This is a genomic window from Bacteroidota bacterium (genome assembly GCA_018816945.1).
GTDB lineage: Bacteria > Bacteroidota > Bacteroidia > Bacteroidales.
Genome location: JAHIVC010000052.1, coordinates 52616 through 72294 on the forward strand (window position 1 = coordinate 52616; position 19679 = coordinate 72294).

Annotated in this window: 17 protein-coding genes; 10 read left to right on the top strand and 7 right to left on the bottom strand. The window is 35.9% G+C overall.

What is annotated here, in order from left to right; genetic code table 11:
* Positions 1–136: 136 nt before the first annotated feature.
* Both KKG99_07925 and KKG99_07930 read left to right on the top strand, forming a co-directional pair.
* The gene (locus tag KKG99_07925; GenBank protein ID MBU1012919.1) at positions 137–1060 is read left to right on the top strand and encodes a DMT family transporter; all 924 of its coding nucleotides are present in this window, start codon (positions 137–139) and stop codon (positions 1058–1060) included.
* Between the two features lie 104 nt (positions 1061–1164).
* Positions 1165–3024 carry a type IIA DNA topoisomerase subunit B gene (locus tag KKG99_07930; protein MBU1012920.1) on the top strand — a complete coding sequence of 620 codons (1860 nt, stop codon included), beginning with the start codon at positions 1165–1167 and terminating at the stop codon, positions 3022–3024.
* A gap of 3 nt (positions 3025–3027) precedes the next feature.
* Here KKG99_07930 and KKG99_07935 read toward each other — a convergent pair whose 3' ends face one another.
* Positions 3028–4551 carry an NAD(P)H-hydrate dehydratase gene (locus KKG99_07935; GenBank protein ID MBU1012921.1) on the bottom strand — a complete coding sequence of 508 codons (1524 nt, stop codon included), beginning with the start codon at positions 4549–4551 and terminating at the stop codon, positions 3028–3030.
* 145 nt (positions 4552–4696) lie between these two features.
* On the opposite strand from KKG99_07935, the gene rlmD reads away from it, so the two are divergent.
* The gene (gene rlmD / locus KKG99_07940; GenBank protein MBU1012922.1) at positions 4697–6136 is read left to right on the top strand and encodes a 23S rRNA (uracil(1939)-C(5))-methyltransferase RlmD; all 1440 of its coding nucleotides are present in this window, start codon (positions 4697–4699) and stop codon (positions 6134–6136) included.
* On the opposite strand, the gene KKG99_07945 is transcribed toward rlmD, so the two are convergent.
* The 3 genes from KKG99_07945 to KKG99_07955 all read right to left on the bottom strand — a co-directional run bounded on the left by KKG99_07945 (position 6116) and on the right by KKG99_07955 (position 8669).
* On the bottom strand, positions 6116–6631 hold the full coding sequence (locus KKG99_07945) for a shikimate kinase (GenBank protein ID MBU1012923.1): 516 nt from the start codon (positions 6629–6631) through the stop codon (positions 6116–6118). The genes rlmD and KKG99_07945 overlap by 21 nt on opposite strands.
* 113 nt (positions 6632–6744) lie before the next feature.
* Positions 6745–7698, bottom strand: a complete 954-nt coding sequence (locus KKG99_07950) for a transketolase family protein (GenBank protein ID MBU1012924.1) — start codon at positions 7696–7698, stop codon at positions 6745–6747.
* Between the two features lie 125 nt (positions 7699–7823).
* The gene (locus tag KKG99_07955; protein MBU1012925.1) at positions 7824–8669 is read right to left on the bottom strand and encodes a transketolase; all 846 of its coding nucleotides are present in this window, start codon (positions 8667–8669) and stop codon (positions 7824–7826) included.
* Between the two features lie 173 nt (positions 8670–8842).
* Between KKG99_07955 and KKG99_07960 the strand changes: the two genes are divergently transcribed.
* Genes KKG99_07960 through KKG99_07975 form a run of 4 tightly spaced genes read left to right on the top strand, consistent with a single transcriptional unit; the run spans position 8843 to position 14133 of the window.
* Positions 8843–11788: a serine hydrolase gene (locus tag KKG99_07960; protein MBU1012926.1), complete on the top strand. Its 2946-nt coding sequence runs from the start codon at positions 8843–8845 to the stop codon at positions 11786–11788.
* A gap of 29 nt (positions 11789–11817) precedes the next feature.
* Positions 11818–12696 (top strand): cation diffusion facilitator family transporter, encoded by an 879-nt coding sequence (locus KKG99_07965; GenBank protein ID MBU1012927.1) that lies wholly within the window; start codon positions 11818–11820, stop codon positions 12694–12696.
* Between the two features lie 15 nt (positions 12697–12711).
* Complete coding sequence (locus KKG99_07970; protein MBU1012928.1) at positions 12712–13521, top strand: hypothetical protein; 810 nt, start codon at positions 12712–12714, stop codon at positions 13519–13521.
* Positions 13522–14133 carry a rhomboid family intramembrane serine protease gene (locus KKG99_07975; protein MBU1012929.1) on the top strand — a complete coding sequence of 204 codons (612 nt, stop codon included), beginning with the start codon at positions 13522–13524 and terminating at the stop codon, positions 14131–14133. It begins immediately after the preceding gene.
* Positions 14134–14149: 16 nt separating this feature from the next.
* On the opposite strand, the gene KKG99_07980 is transcribed toward KKG99_07975, so the two are convergent.
* Positions 14150–14740: a YqgE/AlgH family protein gene (locus KKG99_07980; GenBank protein ID MBU1012930.1), complete on the bottom strand. Its 591-nt coding sequence runs from the start codon at positions 14738–14740 to the stop codon at positions 14150–14152.
* Between the two features lie 92 nt (positions 14741–14832).
* On the opposite strand from KKG99_07980, the gene KKG99_07985 reads away from it, so the two are divergent.
* Complete coding sequence (locus tag KKG99_07985; GenBank protein MBU1012931.1) at positions 14833–16212, top strand: hypothetical protein; 1380 nt, start codon at positions 14833–14835, stop codon at positions 16210–16212.
* Positions 16209–17582, top strand: coding sequence for a UDP-N-acetylmuramoyl-L-alanine--D-glutamate ligase (gene murD / locus KKG99_07990; GenBank protein MBU1012932.1), 1374 nt, complete (start codon positions 16209–16211; stop codon positions 17580–17582). The genes KKG99_07985 and murD overlap by 4 nt, the downstream gene beginning before the upstream one ends.
* 83 nt (positions 17583–17665) lie before the next feature.
* Here murD and KKG99_07995 read toward each other — a convergent pair whose 3' ends face one another.
* The gene (locus tag KKG99_07995; protein ID MBU1012933.1) at positions 17666–17905 is read right to left on the bottom strand and encodes a 30S ribosomal protein THX; all 240 of its coding nucleotides are present in this window, start codon (positions 17903–17905) and stop codon (positions 17666–17668) included.
* 72 nt (positions 17906–17977) lie between these two features.
* Positions 17978–18658, bottom strand: coding sequence for an RNA methyltransferase (locus KKG99_08000; protein ID MBU1012934.1), 681 nt, complete (start codon positions 18656–18658; stop codon positions 17978–17980).
* A gap of 244 nt (positions 18659–18902) precedes the next feature.
* Between KKG99_08000 and KKG99_08005 the strand changes: the two genes are divergently transcribed.
* On the top strand, positions 18903–19589 hold the full coding sequence (locus tag KKG99_08005) for a tetratricopeptide repeat protein (GenBank protein MBU1012935.1): 687 nt from the start codon (positions 18903–18905) through the stop codon (positions 19587–19589).
* The last annotated feature ends 90 nt before the right edge of the window (positions 19590–19679 follow it).

Genomic DNA, 19679 nt, shown 5'->3' on the forward strand with positions numbered 1-19679 from the left:
TTTTATAAAACGGCCTTATTTTGACACATCATAAATTATGAATGAGATAAAATTCATAATGAGTTATAAACAGCATCACATCATCTGCTACAACTTTTTGCAAATATAAGTTTGCTAACTTTGCTAAAAATTTCAAATGAACAAAAGCAATCAGTTTAAGGGTGTTATATGGGCATTGATTGGTGCAATTTCCATGTCAAATGTCTATATATTCAGTAAAGCTGCTTTAACTGAAATTCATTTAATCCAATTTGGGTTTTACTGGTTTGGTTTGGGTTTGCTCTGGAATTTGATTTATTCGGTAAAAACAAAGAAACTACAGCATATTAAAGGTTTTAGCCGTTCATCCTTTATTGCGATTGGGGTAATAGGCTTACTTGAATTAGTCTCTACCACTTTATTTTTCATAGCGATAAAATCAGCTGATAACCCTGCTGTAATTTCATTTCTGGCAGATACCAACCCATTGTTTGTTGCAATTCTGGGAGTCGTACTTTTAAAAGAACGATTTAATTTAATTGAATCATCGGGAATGGTGTTCATCATCTTGGGTGCACTAATTATCAGCTATAAAGGGGATACAGGATTAAACAATCTGTTGATTCCAGGCTCACAATATATCTTACTATCTGTATCACTCTATGCCTTTGCAATCATTTATGCTAAAAGAAAAATTAAACTGATACCCCCGGCTATCCTAAGCATTAACAGATCTTTGCTATTATTTATTTTTTCATTCATTCTCTTAATATCCTACGGATTTTCCATTAAAATTTCATGGATGGTATTCTTTAACTTACTGATTGGATCATTATTGGGGCCATTTTTAACCGGTCTGGCAAATTATTCCTCTCTTCAATATATTGAAGCATCCAAATCATCAATCATCAGAAGCAGCCGAAGCTTGTTTGTGGTGATCGGAGCCTATCTCTATTTTGGCACCTTACCCCAATCGTATCAGCTTTTGGGAGGATTATTCACCTTAACCGGAGTGATTATCATTTCACTGGGCAAATCATTTACAAAACATCCAAAAAAAACATTCAAGTTATCTTCCTGATTATATTGTCACTGTAAGATATGAACAGAACTTGTTTGAAAAATAAATGAAATTCACATCATAGTGATGAGTCAAATCTTTAATTTTGCCGCAAACTGGTAATAATGTCAGAAAATTACACTGAAGATAGTATAAGATCGCTTGACTGGAAGGAGCATATCCGACTTAGACCAGGAATGTATATTGGGAAGCTTGGTGACGGTGCTTCGCAGGATGATGGGATTTATGTTTTAATCAAAGAAATTATTGATAATGCCATTGATGAATTTGTAATGGGCAATGGCAGAAACATCGACGTTGATATCTCTGACAAAATGGTTAGCATCCGTGATTACGGTCGCGGAATGCCACTCGGAAAAGTAATTGATTGCGTTTCGAAAATCAACACCGGTGCCAAATACGATTCTAAAGTTTTCAAAAAAGCTGTTGGATTGAATGGAGTAGGTTCAAAAGCAGTAAATGCCATGTCATCCTATTTCAAGGTCCAGTCAATTCGTGAAGGACACACTAAAATTGTAGAATACAAACGGGGTGAGCTCATGCTGGATGCCGAAATTGTTCCTTCAATTGAAAAAGATGGCACCTTAATTAATTTCATACCTGACGATCAGATTTTCGGCAATTTCCATTATATCATGGATTATGTTGAAAAACTGCTTTGGAATTATGTTTTTCTGAATAACGGCCTGACCATCAATTTTAATGGAGAAAAACTTATTGCAAAAAACGGAATTGTAGATTTACTTGAACGGAATATTAATGGAAACGGCCCCATCTTATATCCAATCATCCACATTACCGAAGATGATTTGGATTTTGCATTTACACATAGCTCAAAGCAATACGGAGAAGAATATTACTCGTTTGTAAACGGACAGCATACAACGCAAGGAGGTACACATCAGGCAACATTTCGGGAAGCAATCGTAAAAACCATTCGTGAGTTTTACAACAAAGATTTTGATACTTCTGATATTCATACCTCAATTCTGGCAGTTGTAAGTTTAAAAGTCCAGGAACCGGTTTTTGAGTCACAAACCAAAACAAAATTAGGTTCTCAGCATATTGAGCCCGAAGGTCAAACCATTCGCAATTACATCACAGATATTGTTAAACGAAATCTGGATAACTTTTTACATAAGAACCCGGACACCGCCGAATCATTATTGCTTAAAATAATGCAAAACCAGAAGGAGCGAAAAGAGATAGCCGGGATTAAAAAACTGGCTAAAGAAAGTGTAAAGAAAGTCAGCCTTCATAATAAGAAGCTTAGAGATTGCCGCATTCATTATAATTCAAATCATGAAAACCGTTTAGATACCATCCTTTTTATAACCGAGGGTGATTCAGCTAGTGGATCAATTACAAAATCGAGAAATGTAAACACACAGGCGGTTTTTAGCTTAAAAGGGAAACCCTTGAATTGTTACGGCCTCAGTAAAAAAATAGTTTACGAGAATGATGAATTTAATTTGCTTCAGTCGGCACTCAACATTGAAGATGGCATAGAAAACCTGAGATACAACAATGTGGTTATTGCTACCGATGCCGATGTGGACGGGATGCACATTCGATTATTGCTCTTAACGTTTTTTCTTCAATTCTATCCCGACCTCATCAAATCAGGACATGTATACATTTTGCAAACACCATTATTCAGGGTACGAAATAAAAAAACGACGAAGTATTGCTATTCGGAAGAAGAACGCCAAAAAGCAATCAGTAGCCTGGGTGTAAATCCTGAAATAACACGATTTAAAGGGTTAGGGGAAATTTCACCTGACGAATTCAAGCATTTTATCGGTTCAACAATGCGCTTAGATCCTGTACTGCTTACCAGAGATGCGAGCATATCGGATATTCTTTCGTTTTATATGGGGAAAAATACTCCAACGCGACAAAATTTCATCATCGATAACCTCAGAATTGAGGAAGATTTTGTGGTAGAAGATAAAGTGGCTTAATTATCAAACTTTTTTAATTTCAATTTCCTTAAATGCTTTACCCAAATTTTCGATAATATCGCTTGCTATTAATGAGGTTTCGCCTGATTTCTTTGCTGCCTTATCACCGGCCAATCCATGCACATAAACCCCTATTAATGCAGCATGAACACCGGTGTAACCTTGAGCCATTAAGCTTAAAATAATGCCTGTAAGCACATCCCCACTTCCAGCAGTTGCCATTCCCGGATTTCCGGTACAATTAAAAAAACAATCGCCCAAAGGAGTTACAATTTGTGTGTATGCCCCTTTTAAAACAACAACCAGATCGTGTTTAACGGCAAATTCCTTCGCTAACGCGACTCTTTCAAAATCATTCGTTGATTTACCAGCTAAGCGTTCAAATTCCTTTGGATGTGGTGTAATTACACAGCCTTTTGGCAAAAAAGCCAGCCAGGTTTTGTTTTCAGCAAGGATATTTAAAGCATCTGCATCAAATACCATTGGTACATGAGTGTTTTGAATAAGTACTTTTAAGGCATTGCGGGTTTGCTCCTCGGTTCCAATGCCGGGTCCTGCACCAATAGCTGAATAATTATTTAAATCAGGCACATTACTAAAAGAGTTTTCAAATCGGCCCAGGCTGATCATTGCTTCAGGAACTGCGGTTTGCAATACATCATTTCCAACCTGGGGAATATGTGAAGTAAGTAACCCCACTCCGGAACGCAAACATGCCTTTGAAGCCAGTACTGCTGCACCCATTTTCCCCAGACTTCCCGCCACTAGCAGAGCATGACCGTAATTTCCTTTATGTGAAAACTTAGTTCTCTTTTTGTAAATTTTTCTGCAATCATTTTTCTTGATTAAATAATCCTTGACCTTAACCTCATCAATATATTTTTCATTTAACCCGATGGATAGAATCTCCCATTTCCCAACAAACCTGTCATTTTCAGGCATAAAAAAAGCAAGTTTTGAAGATTGAAACGATAAAGTATAATCCGCCTGAATAATTGAAGCTTTCTCAATAACCGATGATCGATCTGCAAACAATCCGGAAGGAATATCGATGGCAATGGTTATACAAGCTAATTTATTAATCTCATTAATAAGCTCAGCTGCCAATCCACTAACAGGCTTTGATAATCCGGAACCAAATATTGCATCAATAATGATATGATTTTCGGGGATATCAGGAAAATTGTCTAAAGATTTTAAGCTAATTATTTCACATTTTTGCTGTTGTACCAGTCGATCATGGTTTATTTTAAAATCAAGTGAATAATTTTCTGTAATCTCGGGAATAACAACCTTTACTTCAAAACCTTTTTCTGCTAACAATCGGGCAATTGCCAAACCATCACCTCCGTTATTGCCCGGCCCACAAAAAATATAAAAGGCATAAATCCGATCCATATATGCTTCCAGCCATTTCACACATTTCATTGAAGCTCTTTCCATCAGATCAATTGAAGCGACAGGCTCATTTTTGATGGTATAAGCATCAGCCTCACGAATTTGTTCTACAGACAATACTTTTTTCATGATTCAGCGTTTTACACAAATTTACCAAAAATCCAACTAAATATCATGATCTGTTCAAGATAAGAATAATGGCATTAGCCTCATTATTTAGATTTAATCGTAGGTGCAGATTTATCTTTCAACTATTTTTGCAAAAAAAATTAAGATGCCCAGAAGAAATAACAAACAAAGTTTTCCAATTCTTAAAAATGTTGAAATTGTTGATGCAGGCTCCGAAGGAAAAGCCATTGCACGGGTTGAGAATCAGGTGATATTCGTTCCATTCGTGGTTCCGGGCGATATTGTTGACATTCAAATTACAAAAGCCAAAAAATCGTATAAGGAAGGAAAAGCAGTCCATTTTCATAAATATTCAACATTACGAATTGAACCGAAATGTTCGCATTTTGGCGTATGCGGTGGATGCAAATGGCAGAACTTATCGTACGAACAACAGTTGATTTATAAACAAAAACAGGTTAAAGACTGTTTGGAAAGAATTGCCAAAGTAGAATTTCCTGAAATTTCACCCATTCTGGCAGCTGAGGATGTTTTTTATTATCGAAACAAACTTGAATATTCTTTCTCCGACCGAAAATGGTTAAGCGAATTTTCGAAAAATGAAGATCACAGCAAAACCAATTTCAATGGTGTTGGGTTTCATATTCCTGGCATATTCGATAAAATTGTAGATATTGAACATTGCTATTTGCAAGCAGAACCATCAAATAAAATTCGACTGGCTATTAAAGATTATGCCTTCAAGCATCAACTATCCTTCTATAATGCCCGCCATTGGACCGGGTTTTTACGTAACCTGACCATAAGAACAAGCAATACGGGCGATTTAATGGTAATTTTGGTTGTTGGTCAAAGGGATGAAGAAAACATCAAAAATCTGATGAACTTCATCAAGGATGAATTTCCTGAGATTACCTCCCTTTTTTATGTCATCAATCAAAAACAAAATGACGATATTTCTGATCAGACCTTTGTACATTTTCATGGAAAACAGTTCAACACCGAGCAAATGACTTCTTTGCTTGCCCCACAAACGCAGTTGAAATTCAAGGTAGGGCCCATTTCATTCTTTCAAACAAACTCAAAACAAGCCAACCATTTATATGATATTGCAGCCGAATTTGCGGGTTTTAAAGGTCACGAAACAGTGTATGATCTTTATACCGGAACGGGTAGTATTGCCATCTTCATTGCCGGTTCTGTAAAAAAAGTTATTGGGCTTGAATATGTTCCTTCCGCAATCGAAGATGCCAAAGTAAATGCAAGCCTTAATCAAATAAATAATGCTTCTTTTCATGCGGGCATTATTGAAAAGATTTTGACTGAAGATTTTGTAACTCAGAATGGAAGGCCTGAGATTATCATTACAGATCCACCCAGGGCAGGGATGCACCAAAAAGTGATTGATCAATTGAATATTATTCTGGCAGAAAAAATTGTGTACATCAGTTGCAATCCTGCGACACAGGCACGTGATCTTGCGCTATTAAATGATAATTACAGAGTTGTTAGGGTGCAACCGGTAGATATGTTCCCACATACGCATCATGTTGAAAATGTGGTTTTACTTGAAAAGCGGGTGTAATTTGATGGATTGAGCCAAGATTTCAATTTCACTGTTTTCACCATTCACAATGATCTGGGCTTTTTTATAAAATACATCCCGCAATTTTAATTGCTCAGTTATAAATGTAGTCAGCTCATTCTCATTCATATCTTTAAGCAAAGGACGTACGCGTTTTGCGTTCGTTAAACGATAGACCAACGCAGGAATACTCATTTGAAGATAAACAGTCAGTCCCATACCTTTCATCAGAGAAAGATTATTGTTAAAACAAGGTGCACCTCCCCCTGTTGAAATTACAACATTATCTATTTGCTCAGTTTCCTTAATCAGATTTGATTCAATTTCCCTGAATGCCTGTTCATCATATTTTACAAAGAAATCCGTAATCTTTAAATGATACTTTTCTTCAAAAATTTCGTCCAGATCAATAAATTGATAATCAAGCAAACGAGCAAGTTTTTTTCCGACAGTGGTTTTACCACTTCCCATATAACCTATCAAGTAAATGCGCATAAATAATTCTTAATACGTAACGAAGTTATGAAAAACAGGAAATGTTGTTATGAGATATCGGGTAATTTTCACAATTTTACTTAATTATAAAGCTAAAATAATTAAAGCATCTTTTATTTTCGAATCAAAACTGCTTGAACAGCTTTAATGATATGTTCGGCATCCAGGCCATAGGCCGTTAACAATTCATCCGGTGTACCGCTTTGTCCGAACTGATCATTTACTGCAACCATTTCCATCGGAGTTGGTAATTTTCGAGCCAATAATTGGGCTATGCTATCACCCAATCCCCCGTTGCGCATATGCTCTTCAGCAGAAACAACGCATTTTGTTTTAGTCACTGATTTCAGGATTGCTTCTTCATCCAAAGGCTTGATGGTGTGGATATTGATAATCTCGGCATTAATACCCATTGCAGCAAGTTGATGACCCGCTTCAATGGCCTGCCACACCAAATGACCCGTAGCGAAAATACTTACATCAGCTCCTTCATTAATCATCAATGCTTTGCCAATCTCAAATTTTTGATCAGCCGCTGTAAAATTTGGAACACTGGGCCGTCCAAAACGTAAGTAAACCGGGCCCACATGATCTGCAATTGCTATTGTTGCCGCTTTGGTTTGGTTATAATCGCAAGGATTGATCACAGTTAAATTAGGCAACATTTTCATCAATCCAATATCCTCAAGTATCTGATGAGTGGCACCATCTTCACCCAGGGTAACACCCGCATGCGATGCACAAATTTTCACATTTTTGTTTGAATATGCAACCGCCTGTCTGATCTGATCATAAACCCTGCCCGTAGAAAAATTGGCAAAGGTACCAGTGAACGGAATTTTACCTCCGATGGCTAATCCGGCTGCTATGCCAATCATGTTTGCTTCTGCTATCCCGATTTGAAAAAAACGTTCCGGGAAATCTTTCACAAAAGCATCCATTTTTAAGGATCCGATTAAGTCGGCACATAAAGCAACCACATTCTGATTGGTTTTACCTAGTTCGTGCAATCCGGCTCCAAAACCAGAGCGGGTATCTCTGTGATCTATTACTTTTATATCTTTCATTATTTAGGTATGCTAATTATGTTGATGTGTTTGAGTATTTACGTGTTCGTGTGTTTACGTGCTTAAGAATATAAAAGGTTGACTCTAATAACATTAACTCTTTAACACCTTAACACATTTTCTTTCTAATAATCCCCCAATGTTTCTGTTAACTGCGAAAGTGCATTTTTTAATTGCTCATCATTTGGAGCATTTCCGTGCCATTTATGGGTCCCCATCATAAAATCCACACCCATCCCCATTTCTGTTTTCATTAAAACCATTACTGGTTTTCCCATTCCGATTTTGTCTTTAGCTTCTTTCATGGTTCTTAAAATAGCAATCATATCATGGCCATCCATTTCCAATACTGCCCAACCAAATGCCAACCATTTTGCTTTCAGATCACCTAAGGATAATACGTCTTCGGTTGGGCCATCAATTTGTTTACCGTTTAAATCTACAACAGCGATCAGATTATCCACTTTTTTGGCAGCTGCATACATGGCTGCTTCCCAAACCTGTCCTTCTTCTAATTCGCCATCCCCCATCAATACATAAACCAGTTTATCGTCATTGTCCAATTCTTTGGCTTCAGCTATTCCAATTGATACAGACAGTCCCTGACCCAATGAACCGGATGCAATCCTGATACCGGGTGTATTTTCAGCAACAGAAGGATGTCCTTGTAATCGTGTATGAAGTTTACGAAATGTTCCCAATTCATTAATTTCGAAATACCCATTTCGAGCTAAAACACTATAAAAAACAGGTGAAATATGGCCATTTGATAAAATAAAAACATCTTCGTTTTTACCGTTCATTTTAAAATTCTTTGGATCATGATCCATGATTTTAAAATACAAGGCCGTGAGAAAATCGGCACAACCCAGCGAACCTCCCGGATGACCTGATTTCGCACCATGAACCATCCTAACTATGTCCCTTCTTACCTGACTTGCAATCTGTTGTAAATTTTCGATATTTGACATAAATGATTTTTTTGCAAAAGTAAGTTTTTAAGTTTTAGAGACTAACAATTGTTAGTAAAATAGAATAAATATTAATTTAAGAAAGAATGCCTGATTTTGAAATTAATGTTCGCATTTCAATTTAATGTTTCAAAATTATTCCTATTTTTAAACTTTCTAAATAATTACTATTCATGAGAAAGTTTTGCTTTTCGTTTTTCTTAATTATCACAATAACAATTCCTTCTTTATCAAGGGTTTTAGCACAATCTAATTCGCTGAATTTGAAAGAAAAGCACTGGGTAGATTCGGTTTATAAGTCATTAAGTTTGGAACAAAAAATTGGACAACTCATTATCGTAAGGGCTAATGAGGCTGGGAAAGCTTATGATGGAAATATTGAAAAATACATTAAAGATTACAATATTGGCGGTGTTACTTTTTTCAGGTTTGATGCTTTAAAGCAAATAGAACATACCAATCAATGGCAATCAATTGCTCAAACTCCTCTTTTTATTTCAATGGATGCCGAATGGGGTGTGGCTATGCGATTGAATGAGTTTATAAAATTTCCGTACCAAATGACTTTGGGAGCCATTCAAAACGACAGCCTGATCTATAAAATGGGTACAGAAGTTGCAAGACAATGCCGACGATTAGGAATTCAAATGAATTTCGCACCGGTAGTGGATATCAATATCAATCCCAACAATCCGGTAATAAATATGCGATCCTTTGGAGAAGACAAATATAACGTCACTCGAAAAGGCCTCATGTACATGAAAGGATTACAGGATAATGGAATTATAGCAACTGCCAAGCATTTCCCCGGCCATGGCGACACCGACACCGATTCTCATGCAAGTTTGCCCATTATCAATCAGAGCAGAGAACGTCTTGACAGCATTGAGTTGTACCCTTTTAAAGAACTTTTTAAAAACGACTTGGGCGGAATCATGATTGCACACCTCTACATTCCTGCCTATGAAAACGCAGAAAATACTGCTTCTACCCTATCTCATAATGTAGTAACCAAACTGCTCAGGGATGAATTGGGATTTAAGGGATTAGTTGTAACTGATGCCCTGGATATGAGTGGTGTTACAAAATATTTCAAACCCGGTATCATTGAACAAAAAGCACTAGAAGCAGGAAACGACATTCTTTTACTCCCGAAGGAAGTGCCAACGGCCATGCGAATATTAAAAAAAGCTGTGGAAGATGGAGAGATTCCTGAAAGCCGTATTGAGGAAAGCTGCAAAAAAATATTGGCCTACAAATTCAAAGCGGGGTTGAATAATCCATATTCGATAAATCCGAATTATTTACTAGAAGATATTAATAACGCAGATGCAAACTACCTTAACCAAGAACTTTATGAAAGTGCACTGACTTTAGTAAAAAATATAGATTCCTTGCTTCCTTTAAAAAGGCTTGATACTTTAAAAATTGCCAGCATCGGTATCGGAGTTGGTGCATCAACAAAATTTCAGGAACGGTTAAATAACTATGCTCCGATAAAACATTTTTACTTGAACAAAGAGTCGAGCCTTGAAGAACAACAAGCCATTTTATCAGAACTTGAACAGTTCAATCTTGTGATTGTTGCCATCCAAAATACGGGCATTTACCCAGCTAATAAATTTGGCATAAGCCCTTCAACCTTCACGTTTGTAGATAGTTTATTAAAAAGTAAAAATATTATTCTGGATTTATTTTCAAATCCTTATGCGCTCTCTTTATTCAAGAATGATGACCGTTTCAAATCGATACTGGTATCTTATGAAGATAACGAGTTTACTTACGATTTATCGGCTCAACTAATTTTTGGTGGAGTTGCTGCCAAAGGTAAATTGCCGGTTACGGTGAGCCCATTTTTTTCGATAAACACAGGAATTGAGACTGTTGCAAATCGCATAAAATTTGGAAGACCGGAAGAATTAAATATAAATTATAATTATTTGAAAAAGGTTGATTCTATTGCCATGTTAGGGATTGCAAAGAAGGCTTATCCCGGTTGTCAAATAATCGCGTTAAAAGATGGAGTCGTATTTTACAATAAAGCTTTTGGCAATCAAACTTATTCTGGAACAATTCCTGTTAAACTGACAGACCTTTATGATATTGCCTCTATTACCAAAATTGCAGCTACTACTATCTCTGTAATGAAGATGCAAGAAAACGGACAAATTGATATTGACCGAAAACTCTCAGAATATCTGCCTTATTTGAAAAAATCAAATAAAGGAGATATTGTACTTCGCGATTTATTGACGCATCAAGCCCAATTTCAAGCTTGGATTCCCTATTTTCAGAGTACATTGACTGAAAATAAATTGGACACTTCAGTTTATCATACTAGTATTTCCGAGCTTTATCCTATTCGCGTTGCAGAAAATATTTACATCAGGGATAATTATAAATATCATATCGTCGACAGCATTTTGCTTTCCCCCTTAAGGGAAAAAAATGACTATAAATACAGTGACCTTGGATTTTATTTATTGGCGGCAGCTATCGAAAGCATCAATAATCAACCCATGAATCAATATGTGGATGAGCATTTTTACAAGCCACTTGGATTATCAAATATTTCGTATTTACCAAGACGAAAATATGCTCTAAGCAGGATCATCCCAACCGAATTGGATACTATGTTCAGGCACCAATTGGTTCATGGGGACGTTCACGATCCGGGAGCTGCAATGCTTGGTGGTGTTTCCGGGCATGCCGGGTTGTTTTCTAATGCCACAGATCTTGCCGTTATTATGCAAATGCTTTTGCAGAAAGGATCATACGGCGGACAGCAATATTTTACGCAACAAACCATCAATGATTTTACAAAATATCAATTCCCCCTGAACGAAAACCGACGTGGTTTGGGATTCGACAAACCACTACTTGAGTATGTCAAAGGTGGTGCTGTGAGCTTCAGTGCATCGGCAGATAGTTTTGGACATTCCGGGTTTACAGGAACTTATGCCTGGGCCGATCCACAGCACGGACTGGTTTATGTGTTTTTATCAAATCGCATCCATCCGGATGCTGCAAATTCAAAAATCATGGATTTGAATATCCGAACGGAAATTCATGAGGCTTTTTATCACGCTATCAATAAAACGAAAACCATCAAAAATTAATGGGACATGATCATACACATAAGCATGAAATGAAGGAAGGAAAAAACCTTTTCATCACGGTTTTATTGAATTTTTTGATCTCCTTTGTAGAAATTGCCGGAGGTATTTTTTCAAATAGTTTATCGCTTATTTCCGATGCACTTCATAATTTCAGTGACGGCTTGGCCATGCTGATTGCCTATGTTGCCCTAAAAGTCAGTAAAAAAGATCCAAATTTCCGTAAAACTTTTGGTTATCAAAGGATACAAATCATAGCCGCACTATTTAATGCTGCAACATTGATGGTCATCTGCATTTTTCTTATATACGCAGCCTATCAAAGATTTATAACTCCGGAAGAAATAAAAAGCATGCCCATGATGATTGTTGCAACCATTGGATTAGTTGCAAACCTTTTGGGTGTTTTTTTATTAAAGGGGCACTCTAAAAACAATCTGAATATTAAAAGTGCATATTTGCATTTAATTGGAGATACCTTTTCGTCAGTTGCCGTAATCATTGGAGGTGTTTTAATTTACTACTTCCAAATCCACTGGATTGATCCGTTGATTACAGTTTTGATAAGTGTATATATTATTAAAGAAACTATTTCCATCTTATTGGAAACCTATAATATACTAATGCAATCAACACCTAAAGGAATTGATATTCTTAAATTGACCCAAGAGATTCAACAGATTGAACAGGTTGAAAATATTCATCATGTTCATGTTTGGAGTTTAAGTGATAACGAAACGCATTTTGAGGCGCATATAAATTTAGCCAAAGACCTAAAAACCAGCGAATGCAACCAAATAATTAAAAAAACAGAATCTATATTACATAAAAATTATCAAATAAATCATGTTACTTTGCAAATGGAATATGGATTTTGTGACGATAAAACAATCATTTCTAATAATCACTAATTTAAACTAAATAAGATGAATCCTAAATTGAAATCATTTTTACTCTGGACATTCTCCGTAATTTTTATGATGATCTTTGTTGTTTATCAAAGACTCACAGGACCAACCCATCCATCACGTGGGAAAGTTGAGATTGCAGGTGAAACTGTAAAATACAAACTCCTTCGTTCGTGGGGAAATGAGGGCGATGCCAGAATTGAAGTTAAAGTTGAGAACCAAAACATTCATGGAACTTTCAAATTCAGAAGATTTAAAAGCCATGACGAATGGAGTGAGGTTCCGATGCAACGTGAAGGAAATATGCTGATTGCATTTATCCCTCATCAACCTCCGGCCGGTAAAGTAATGTACAATATTATTCTTAGCAACGAAAATATATCCGTTACTGTTAAAAAAGAACCGGTAATTCTAAGGTTTACGGGAATAGTTCCACAATATATATTATTACCCCATATTCTATTGATGTTCCTGGCCATGGTGTTTTCAATTCGCGCAGGCATTGAAGCTTATTACCGTCGCAACAACATATTTAAATATACTCAATATACGGTAATTTTATTTTTCCTGGGTGGATTAATCCTGGGTCCGATTGTACAAAAGTATGCCTTTGATGCCTTATGGACCGGCTGGCCCTTTGGTCATGATTTAACTGACAATAAAACCCTTGTAGCTTTTGTTTTCTGGGTAATTGCGCTGTTTAAAACCATGAAGGACAAGAAACACCGAACCTGGGTTTTAATCGCAACCGCTGCAATTATCGCGGTGTACTTAATTCCACACAGTGTGCTCGGATCAGAAATTGATTTCACACAGGTACCAAAATAAATGATCAGTCTGCTAATCATACTCATCACAGCTGTAATTTCAATAGTTGCACTGAATGATCAGAACATTTTCGACAAATTGAAGTTCAATGCGTACGACATTAAACATCATCGACAGGGTTATCGTTTTTTCACCCATGCCTTTGTGCATGTCGATTGGATGCATCTCCTGGTAAACATGTACGTTTTATGGATGTTCAGTGATGTTGTATTTACTTTTTTCAGCTATTATTTTGGGTATAAAGCAGCTTATTATTTTATTCTCCTATATGTAGGAGGAATCTTTTTCTCTTCTATTTTTGACTTCATTAAACAGAAGGACAATGTAAATTATAATGCGGTGGGAGCCTCTGGTGCTGTGGCATCAGTGGTTTTCGCCAGCATTATTTTGCATCCCGGAGCATCCATTTATTTATTTTTTATTCCAATTGGAATCCCGGCTGCACTATTTGGATTTGGTTATTTAATCTATTCTGCAATTATGGCCCGAAAAGCAAATGATAATATCGGGCATAATGCCCATTTCTGGGGAAGTATTTTCGGGATCATTTATACTATTCTTATCAATCCCGGGTTTTTTATGCGGTTTATCAATGAAATTTTTCCGAAATAGATAAAATTATTTTGCATTAATTCTGCATCGGATCAACCGGAAATTTTGGCCAGTATGAATAATCACCACCCAATAAATGGAGAGATGTTTCCCATAGCTGATCAGGATCTGTTTTCATAAGAAGCTTTGTGTTGGTGCGCGAAACCACCCAGGCATTTCTTTCTAGTTCCTCTTTCAATTGATTTGGCGACCAGCCTGAATAGCCTAAATAGAATCGAATCTGATCAGGACCAATTTTTTTCAGTAGCATCATTTCTTTTACGACCTCCATTTTACCTCCCCAATACAATCCACTCAAAATCTCAAAGCTACCTTCAATTTGATCGCCCAAAGTATGAATAAAAAAAAGGTTGTCATTTTCAACCGGGCCACCCAAATAAACAATTGAATTAAAATCCGGGAAATCATGAACTACCTCGCTAAGCTTTATATCAAGAGGTTTATTTAAAATCAAGCCAAATGAACCTTCCTTATTGTGATCGGCAAGCAAAACCACCGATCTTTTAAAATAATAATCACCCAGAAAAGGCTCTGAAATCAAAATTTTACCTTTGCCCGGTTCAATATTATTTGTTTTAATGGATAGAATATCACCTAATTTTCGCATGGTCTAAATTTATATAAATTAAGATCAAATGATTACTTTTACAATTAATTTTTCACACAAACGAAGTGTATCAAAAACAATACCATTAATAAGTGAAACACTCAAACAATAATCAAAGTTTTATTAAACTCCGAAAGGATTACCCATGCTTTGTGTTTGAAAATTACAGTGTTAGCACCTATTCAAATGTATTGAAAGTTGAATTTGAATTTTCTGTAAGTGACAAATTTTATTTTTATCCCAAACTAACTTTCCCAATAAAAGACATAAATCTAAAGAATAGATTATCCGAAATCGATTTACGAAACCTTGTATTTCATATCGGGATGATTGAATTAATAAGTTATTGGAAAGCTACATGCAGCCCACAAATACTAATTAAGCCCCATATAATTAATTCAGAACAAGTACTATGGTGGAAGAAAATATATTTTGAAGGTTTGGGCGAATTTTTTCACTTAAATGAAATATTGACAGATTTCGACTCATTTGTTGAAATAAAATCAATTTCCGAAGATTCACTTTCAGTTCAAAATTTTGATTTAACTGACAAAATTCTTGTTCCGATAGGTGGCGGAAAAGACTCAATAGTTAGTATTGAACTACTAAAGAGTAGTAAAATGGAATTATCTCCATTGGTATTAAACATGAATGCGGCACAGGATCGAACCATACGAACAGCCGGTTTTGACCCATCGGAAATTATTGAAATTAAACGCAGTATTGACCCGAAATTACTTGAACTGAATGGTCGGGGATTTTTGAACGGCCATACTCCCTTCTCTGCTCTTTTAGCCTTTACGAGTTTACTTGCCGCAGTTATAAATAGGTATAAATATATCGCATTGTCCAATGAATCAAGCGCCAATGAATCAACAGTAGCAGGCTCTAACGTGAATCATCAATATTCAAAATCTTATGAATTTGAGTCCGATTTTCGAGATTATGTCTCAAAATATATTTCTCGCGATCTCAACTATTTTAGCTTTTTACGACCATTAAACGAGCTTCAAATTGCAGCATTGTTTTCAAAATTCACAAAATATTTTCCTGTTTTCAGGAGTTGCAATGTAGGGAGCAAAACAGATGAATGGTGCTGTAAATGCCCAAAATGCTTATTTACTTATATCATCCTCGGCCCTTTCTTAACCGAAACCGAATTACATTTAATATTCGGCAAAAATCTTTTGGATGATAAAGCCTTGTTACCAATTTTTGATGAGTTGATAGGGATCGGCACTACGAAACCCTTCGAATGTGTAGGGACCCTCGATGATGTCAATGCCGCACTTGTCTTAATCACTGCAAAACATCAAGAATCAAAATTGCCGGTTCTTTTGGAGCATTATCTAAAAACAGATGCTTATGCATCAAACAAAAATCTGAATACAAATAAATTATTGACCGAGATAAATTCTGAACATTTCTTAAATTCCTCATTTCTCTCAATCTTAAAATCAAAACTGAAATGATTGAAAAACTGCGAAAGCTTTTAAACGGAAAGAAGGTTTTGATTTTAGGCTTTGGTCGCGAAGGGCAATCAACCTATCAATTAATTAGATCGTTTTCCCCGGAAACGCCACTAACAATAGCTGACAGTAATGAAATTCACACAGAAGCAAAAAAAATTGGTGAATCTGATCAATATGTCAATATTATTTTAGGTAAATTTTATCTTGATGAAATCAATAAGCATAATCTCATATTTAAATCCCCGGGTATAAGTCTCCAAAATATTTCGCTCAATCCGGATACGATTCTCAGTTCTCAAACACAAGTTTTTTTGGGAGCCTATTCATCGCAAACAATTGGAATTACAGGTACTAAAGGGAAGAGCACCACTTCAAGCCTGATCTATCACATTTTAAAAGAAGCCGGTCGGGATTGCATTTTAGTTGGTAATATTGGGATCCCTGCATTTTCGGCAACCCGAAATATCAAGTCTGACACCATTATCGTTTACGAACTTTCGGGGCACCAGCTTGAATCAGTCAACGTTTCGCCACATGTGGCAATTCTTTTAAATATTTTCGAGGAACACCTGGATCATTTTGGAAACTTTGACCGATACGTAAAAAGCAAAACCAAAATAGCTGAATTTCAAAAAGAGAATGATTTTATGATCATTAATAATGACCAACCCGATCTTCTAAATTATTTACCAAAAATTTTGAAATCAAAAAAACTGGGATTTTCGTTAATCCCTAATTTGAATGCTCAGTGTTTTGTTGAAGATGAAATAATTTACCTCAACATAAACGCAGCACAAATATCGATTATAAACACAATTGAAACTGAAAATCTGATTGGGAAACATAATCAATACAATATCATGGCCGCAATTCTGGCCTGTACAGAAGTAGGTCTAAGTCCAAATCAGATCAGAAATGGAATAAAAAGTTTTCACAGTCTTGAACATCGCCTTGAATATGTTGGATTTTTTAAGGGTATTCATTTTTACAATGATTCTATTTCTACCATCCCGGAAGCCACCATTGAAGCGGTAAAAAGCCTTCCTGATACAGACACATTAATCCTGGGCGGCTTTGACCGTGGCATCAATTACGACCATCTTATCCAATTTTTAGTTGGTTCGGATGTCAAAAACTTCATTTTCATGGGACCGGCCGGAAAAAGAATGAAATCAGTTCTTGACGATTATGAACTATCGGGTAAATTTGTTTTTGAGGCCAACTCATTGGAAGAGGCATTCGTGCATGTACTTAACGCTACTGCTGCAGAAAAAATTTGTCTGCTATCTCCTGCAGCAGCCAGTTATAATGCCTTTAAAAATTTTGAAGAGAGGGGCAATCTTTACAAAAAAATAGCAAGAAATTTATAATTCCTTGCTATTTATCCGTGAAATTCGTCCTGTTAATCCATCTATAGTTTTAGCCTTCCTCGTTTCAGGGTATTTATCTACTTTTATGGAGTGGATTTCTTTTTTAAATCAGGTTTAGGAGCCGTCTCTGTTTTTTTAGCCGGAACTTTTTTTGGTTCAGCTTTAACGCTCACTTCCTCTTTAGGCTCAACCTTTACTTTTACTTCAGCTTTTACAGGTTTTTCTACTTTTATAAAAGCATTCTTTTTTATTTTAGGCCTTCTCACACCGTGACTACCCAAAATAATTTTACCTCTTTTCGTCTTTTTATCTCCTTTTCCCATCACTTGTCATTTTAATAATAGAATGGTAAAGTTAAGCAAAAAAATGAAGTTAAAAAAGTAATATTCATCGATTTAACAATTCTTTTTAAAAAACTCCTTCTCAACAACCACAGGATTCCTCAATACATTTCTGGTCCAATTAAGCAATACCTCCAGTTTTTCGGGTTCGGTTAACTCCCACGAAACGCCAGATTTTCTAATATTATCAATTAACTTGGTAATAAAAATCGCTGCAGAAACTGATATGTTAAAACTCTCGGTAAACCCGTGCAACGGAATTTTAACAAATTCATCTGCATTTTCCATCGCCAGTCGCGAAAGACCACTCAATTCATTTCCAAAAACAAGTGCAATCTTTTTATCTACCAATAACTCATCCAAAACCTGATCATTTTTATGTGGGCTTGTTGCCACAATCCGATAGCCCTGTTCTCTCAATCGACTGAAAGCATCCAGTGTGTTGTTTGGATTTTTATTGTATCTGTTTAAATTTAACCACTTTGACGATCCCAACTCCACCTCTTTGCAAAGGTTATATTTGTTTTGATTTTCAATAATATGAACATCCTGTATCCCATAACAATCACAGGTTCTTAAAACTGCACTTACATTGTGCGATTGATAAATATCCTCTAACACAACTGTTAAATGACGTGTTCTTTCCTTTATGATCCTTTCAAATTTTTCTTTTTTATCCTCGGTTAAAAACTGCGCCATGAAATCATATAGGGCCTGTTGAATTTTGATATCTATAACCATTTTTCAATATAATAATTACAAAAACAGAACATACTTTCTTCATTCAGGAGCCAATTAGAAATACATCTTACACAACTCAACAAATGACTAACTATTGTTATTCTTCAAAATTAACAAATTCACGAAGATTTCAAATCAATTACCATAACCGGTTCAGGAACTATAAATTGAATTATTTTAAACCAGAATTTAAAATATCAACAAAATAATTTACTTTTGCACTTCAAAACATTAAAAAATGGCAAAAAACGTTAATAAAGCAGAAGATAAAATTGTTGCTGTAGAAGAAGCATTAAGCAAAACCGAACATTTCATCGAAAACAATCAGAAGATATTGTCAATTGTTGTTGGAGTTATTATTTTAGTAGTATCAGGATATTTTGCATATCAAAAATTATACGTAACTCCGATGGAAAAAGAAGCACGTTCTCAAATGTTTATGGCTGAGATGTATTTCGCTAAGGATTCACTCGATTTGGCGCTGAATGGAGATGGCAATTATCTGGGGTTTCTTGACATTATAGATGAGTATGGATCATCAAAACCGGCTAAACTGGCCAATTATTATGCCGGTATATGTTTACTTAAAAAAGGTGAATTTGAAAATGCCATTGATTATTTGAAATCTTATTCCATTAAAGATAAAGTGATAGCAACCATGGCAACCGGAGCAATTGGCGATGCTTACCTCGAATTGAAAGATTACAAAAAAGCCACAACCTACTACCTTGAAGCAGCAAAAAAGGATAATAATTCTTTTACCTCTCCTATCTTCCTTCTAAAAGCAGGAAGGGCTTACGAAATTCAGCAGGAATATTCAAAAGCTGCTTCTACCTATGAAAGGATATTAAATGAGTACAAACTGAGTATGGAAGCCAGAAATATTGAAAAGGACATTGCCAGGGCGCAAGGCTTAGCAAAATAAAATTTCAACATATCGATAATAGAAACCTCGCAATAGCGGGGTTTTTTTTATCTTTAAGAAAAATAAAACATGAATAAGGCAAGGATAATT

Bases quoted from the DNA above. Each gene is read 5' to 3' on its own strand.
- KKG99_07925 (MBU1012919.1), top strand. From the start codon at position 137: ATGAACAAAAGCAATCAGTTTAAGGGTGTTATATGGGCATTGATTGGT.
- KKG99_07930 (MBU1012920.1), top strand. From the start codon at position 1,165: ATGTCAGAAAATTACACTGAAGATAGTATAAGATCGCTTGACTGGAAG.
- KKG99_07935 (MBU1012921.1), bottom strand. From the start codon at position 4,551: ATGAAAAAAGTATTGTCTGTAGAACAAATTCGTGAGGCTGATGCTTAT.
- rlmD (MBU1012922.1), top strand. From the start codon at position 4,697: ATGCCCAGAAGAAATAACAAACAAAGTTTTCCAATTCTTAAAAATGTT.
- KKG99_07945 (MBU1012923.1), bottom strand. From the start codon at position 6,631: ATGCGCATTTACTTGATAGGTTATATGGGAAGTGGTAAAACCACTGTC.
- KKG99_07950 (MBU1012924.1), bottom strand. From the start codon at position 7,698: ATGAAAGATATAAAAGTAATAGATCACAGAGATACCCGCTCTGGTTTT.
- KKG99_07955 (MBU1012925.1), bottom strand. From the start codon at position 8,669: ATGTCAAATATCGAAAATTTACAACAGATTGCAAGTCAGGTAAGAAGG.
- KKG99_07960 (MBU1012926.1), top strand. From the start codon at position 8,843: ATGAGAAAGTTTTGCTTTTCGTTTTTCTTAATTATCACAATAACAATT.
- KKG99_07965 (MBU1012927.1), top strand. From the start codon at position 11,818: ATGAAGGAAGGAAAAAACCTTTTCATCACGGTTTTATTGAATTTTTTG.
- KKG99_07970 (MBU1012928.1), top strand. From the start codon at position 12,712: ATGAATCCTAAATTGAAATCATTTTTACTCTGGACATTCTCCGTAATT.
- KKG99_07975 (MBU1012929.1), top strand. From the start codon at position 13,522: ATGATCAGTCTGCTAATCATACTCATCACAGCTGTAATTTCAATAGTT.
- KKG99_07980 (MBU1012930.1), bottom strand. From the start codon at position 14,740: ATGCGAAAATTAGGTGATATTCTATCCATTAAAACAAATAATATTGAA.
- murD (MBU1012932.1), top strand. From the start codon at position 16,209: ATGATTGAAAAACTGCGAAAGCTTTTAAACGGAAAGAAGGTTTTGATT.
- KKG99_07995 (MBU1012933.1), bottom strand. From the start codon at position 17,905: ATGGGAAAAGGAGATAAAAAGACGAAAAGAGGTAAAATTATTTTGGGT.
- KKG99_08005 (MBU1012935.1), top strand. From the start codon at position 18,903: ATGGCAAAAAACGTTAATAAAGCAGAAGATAAAATTGTTGCTGTAGAA.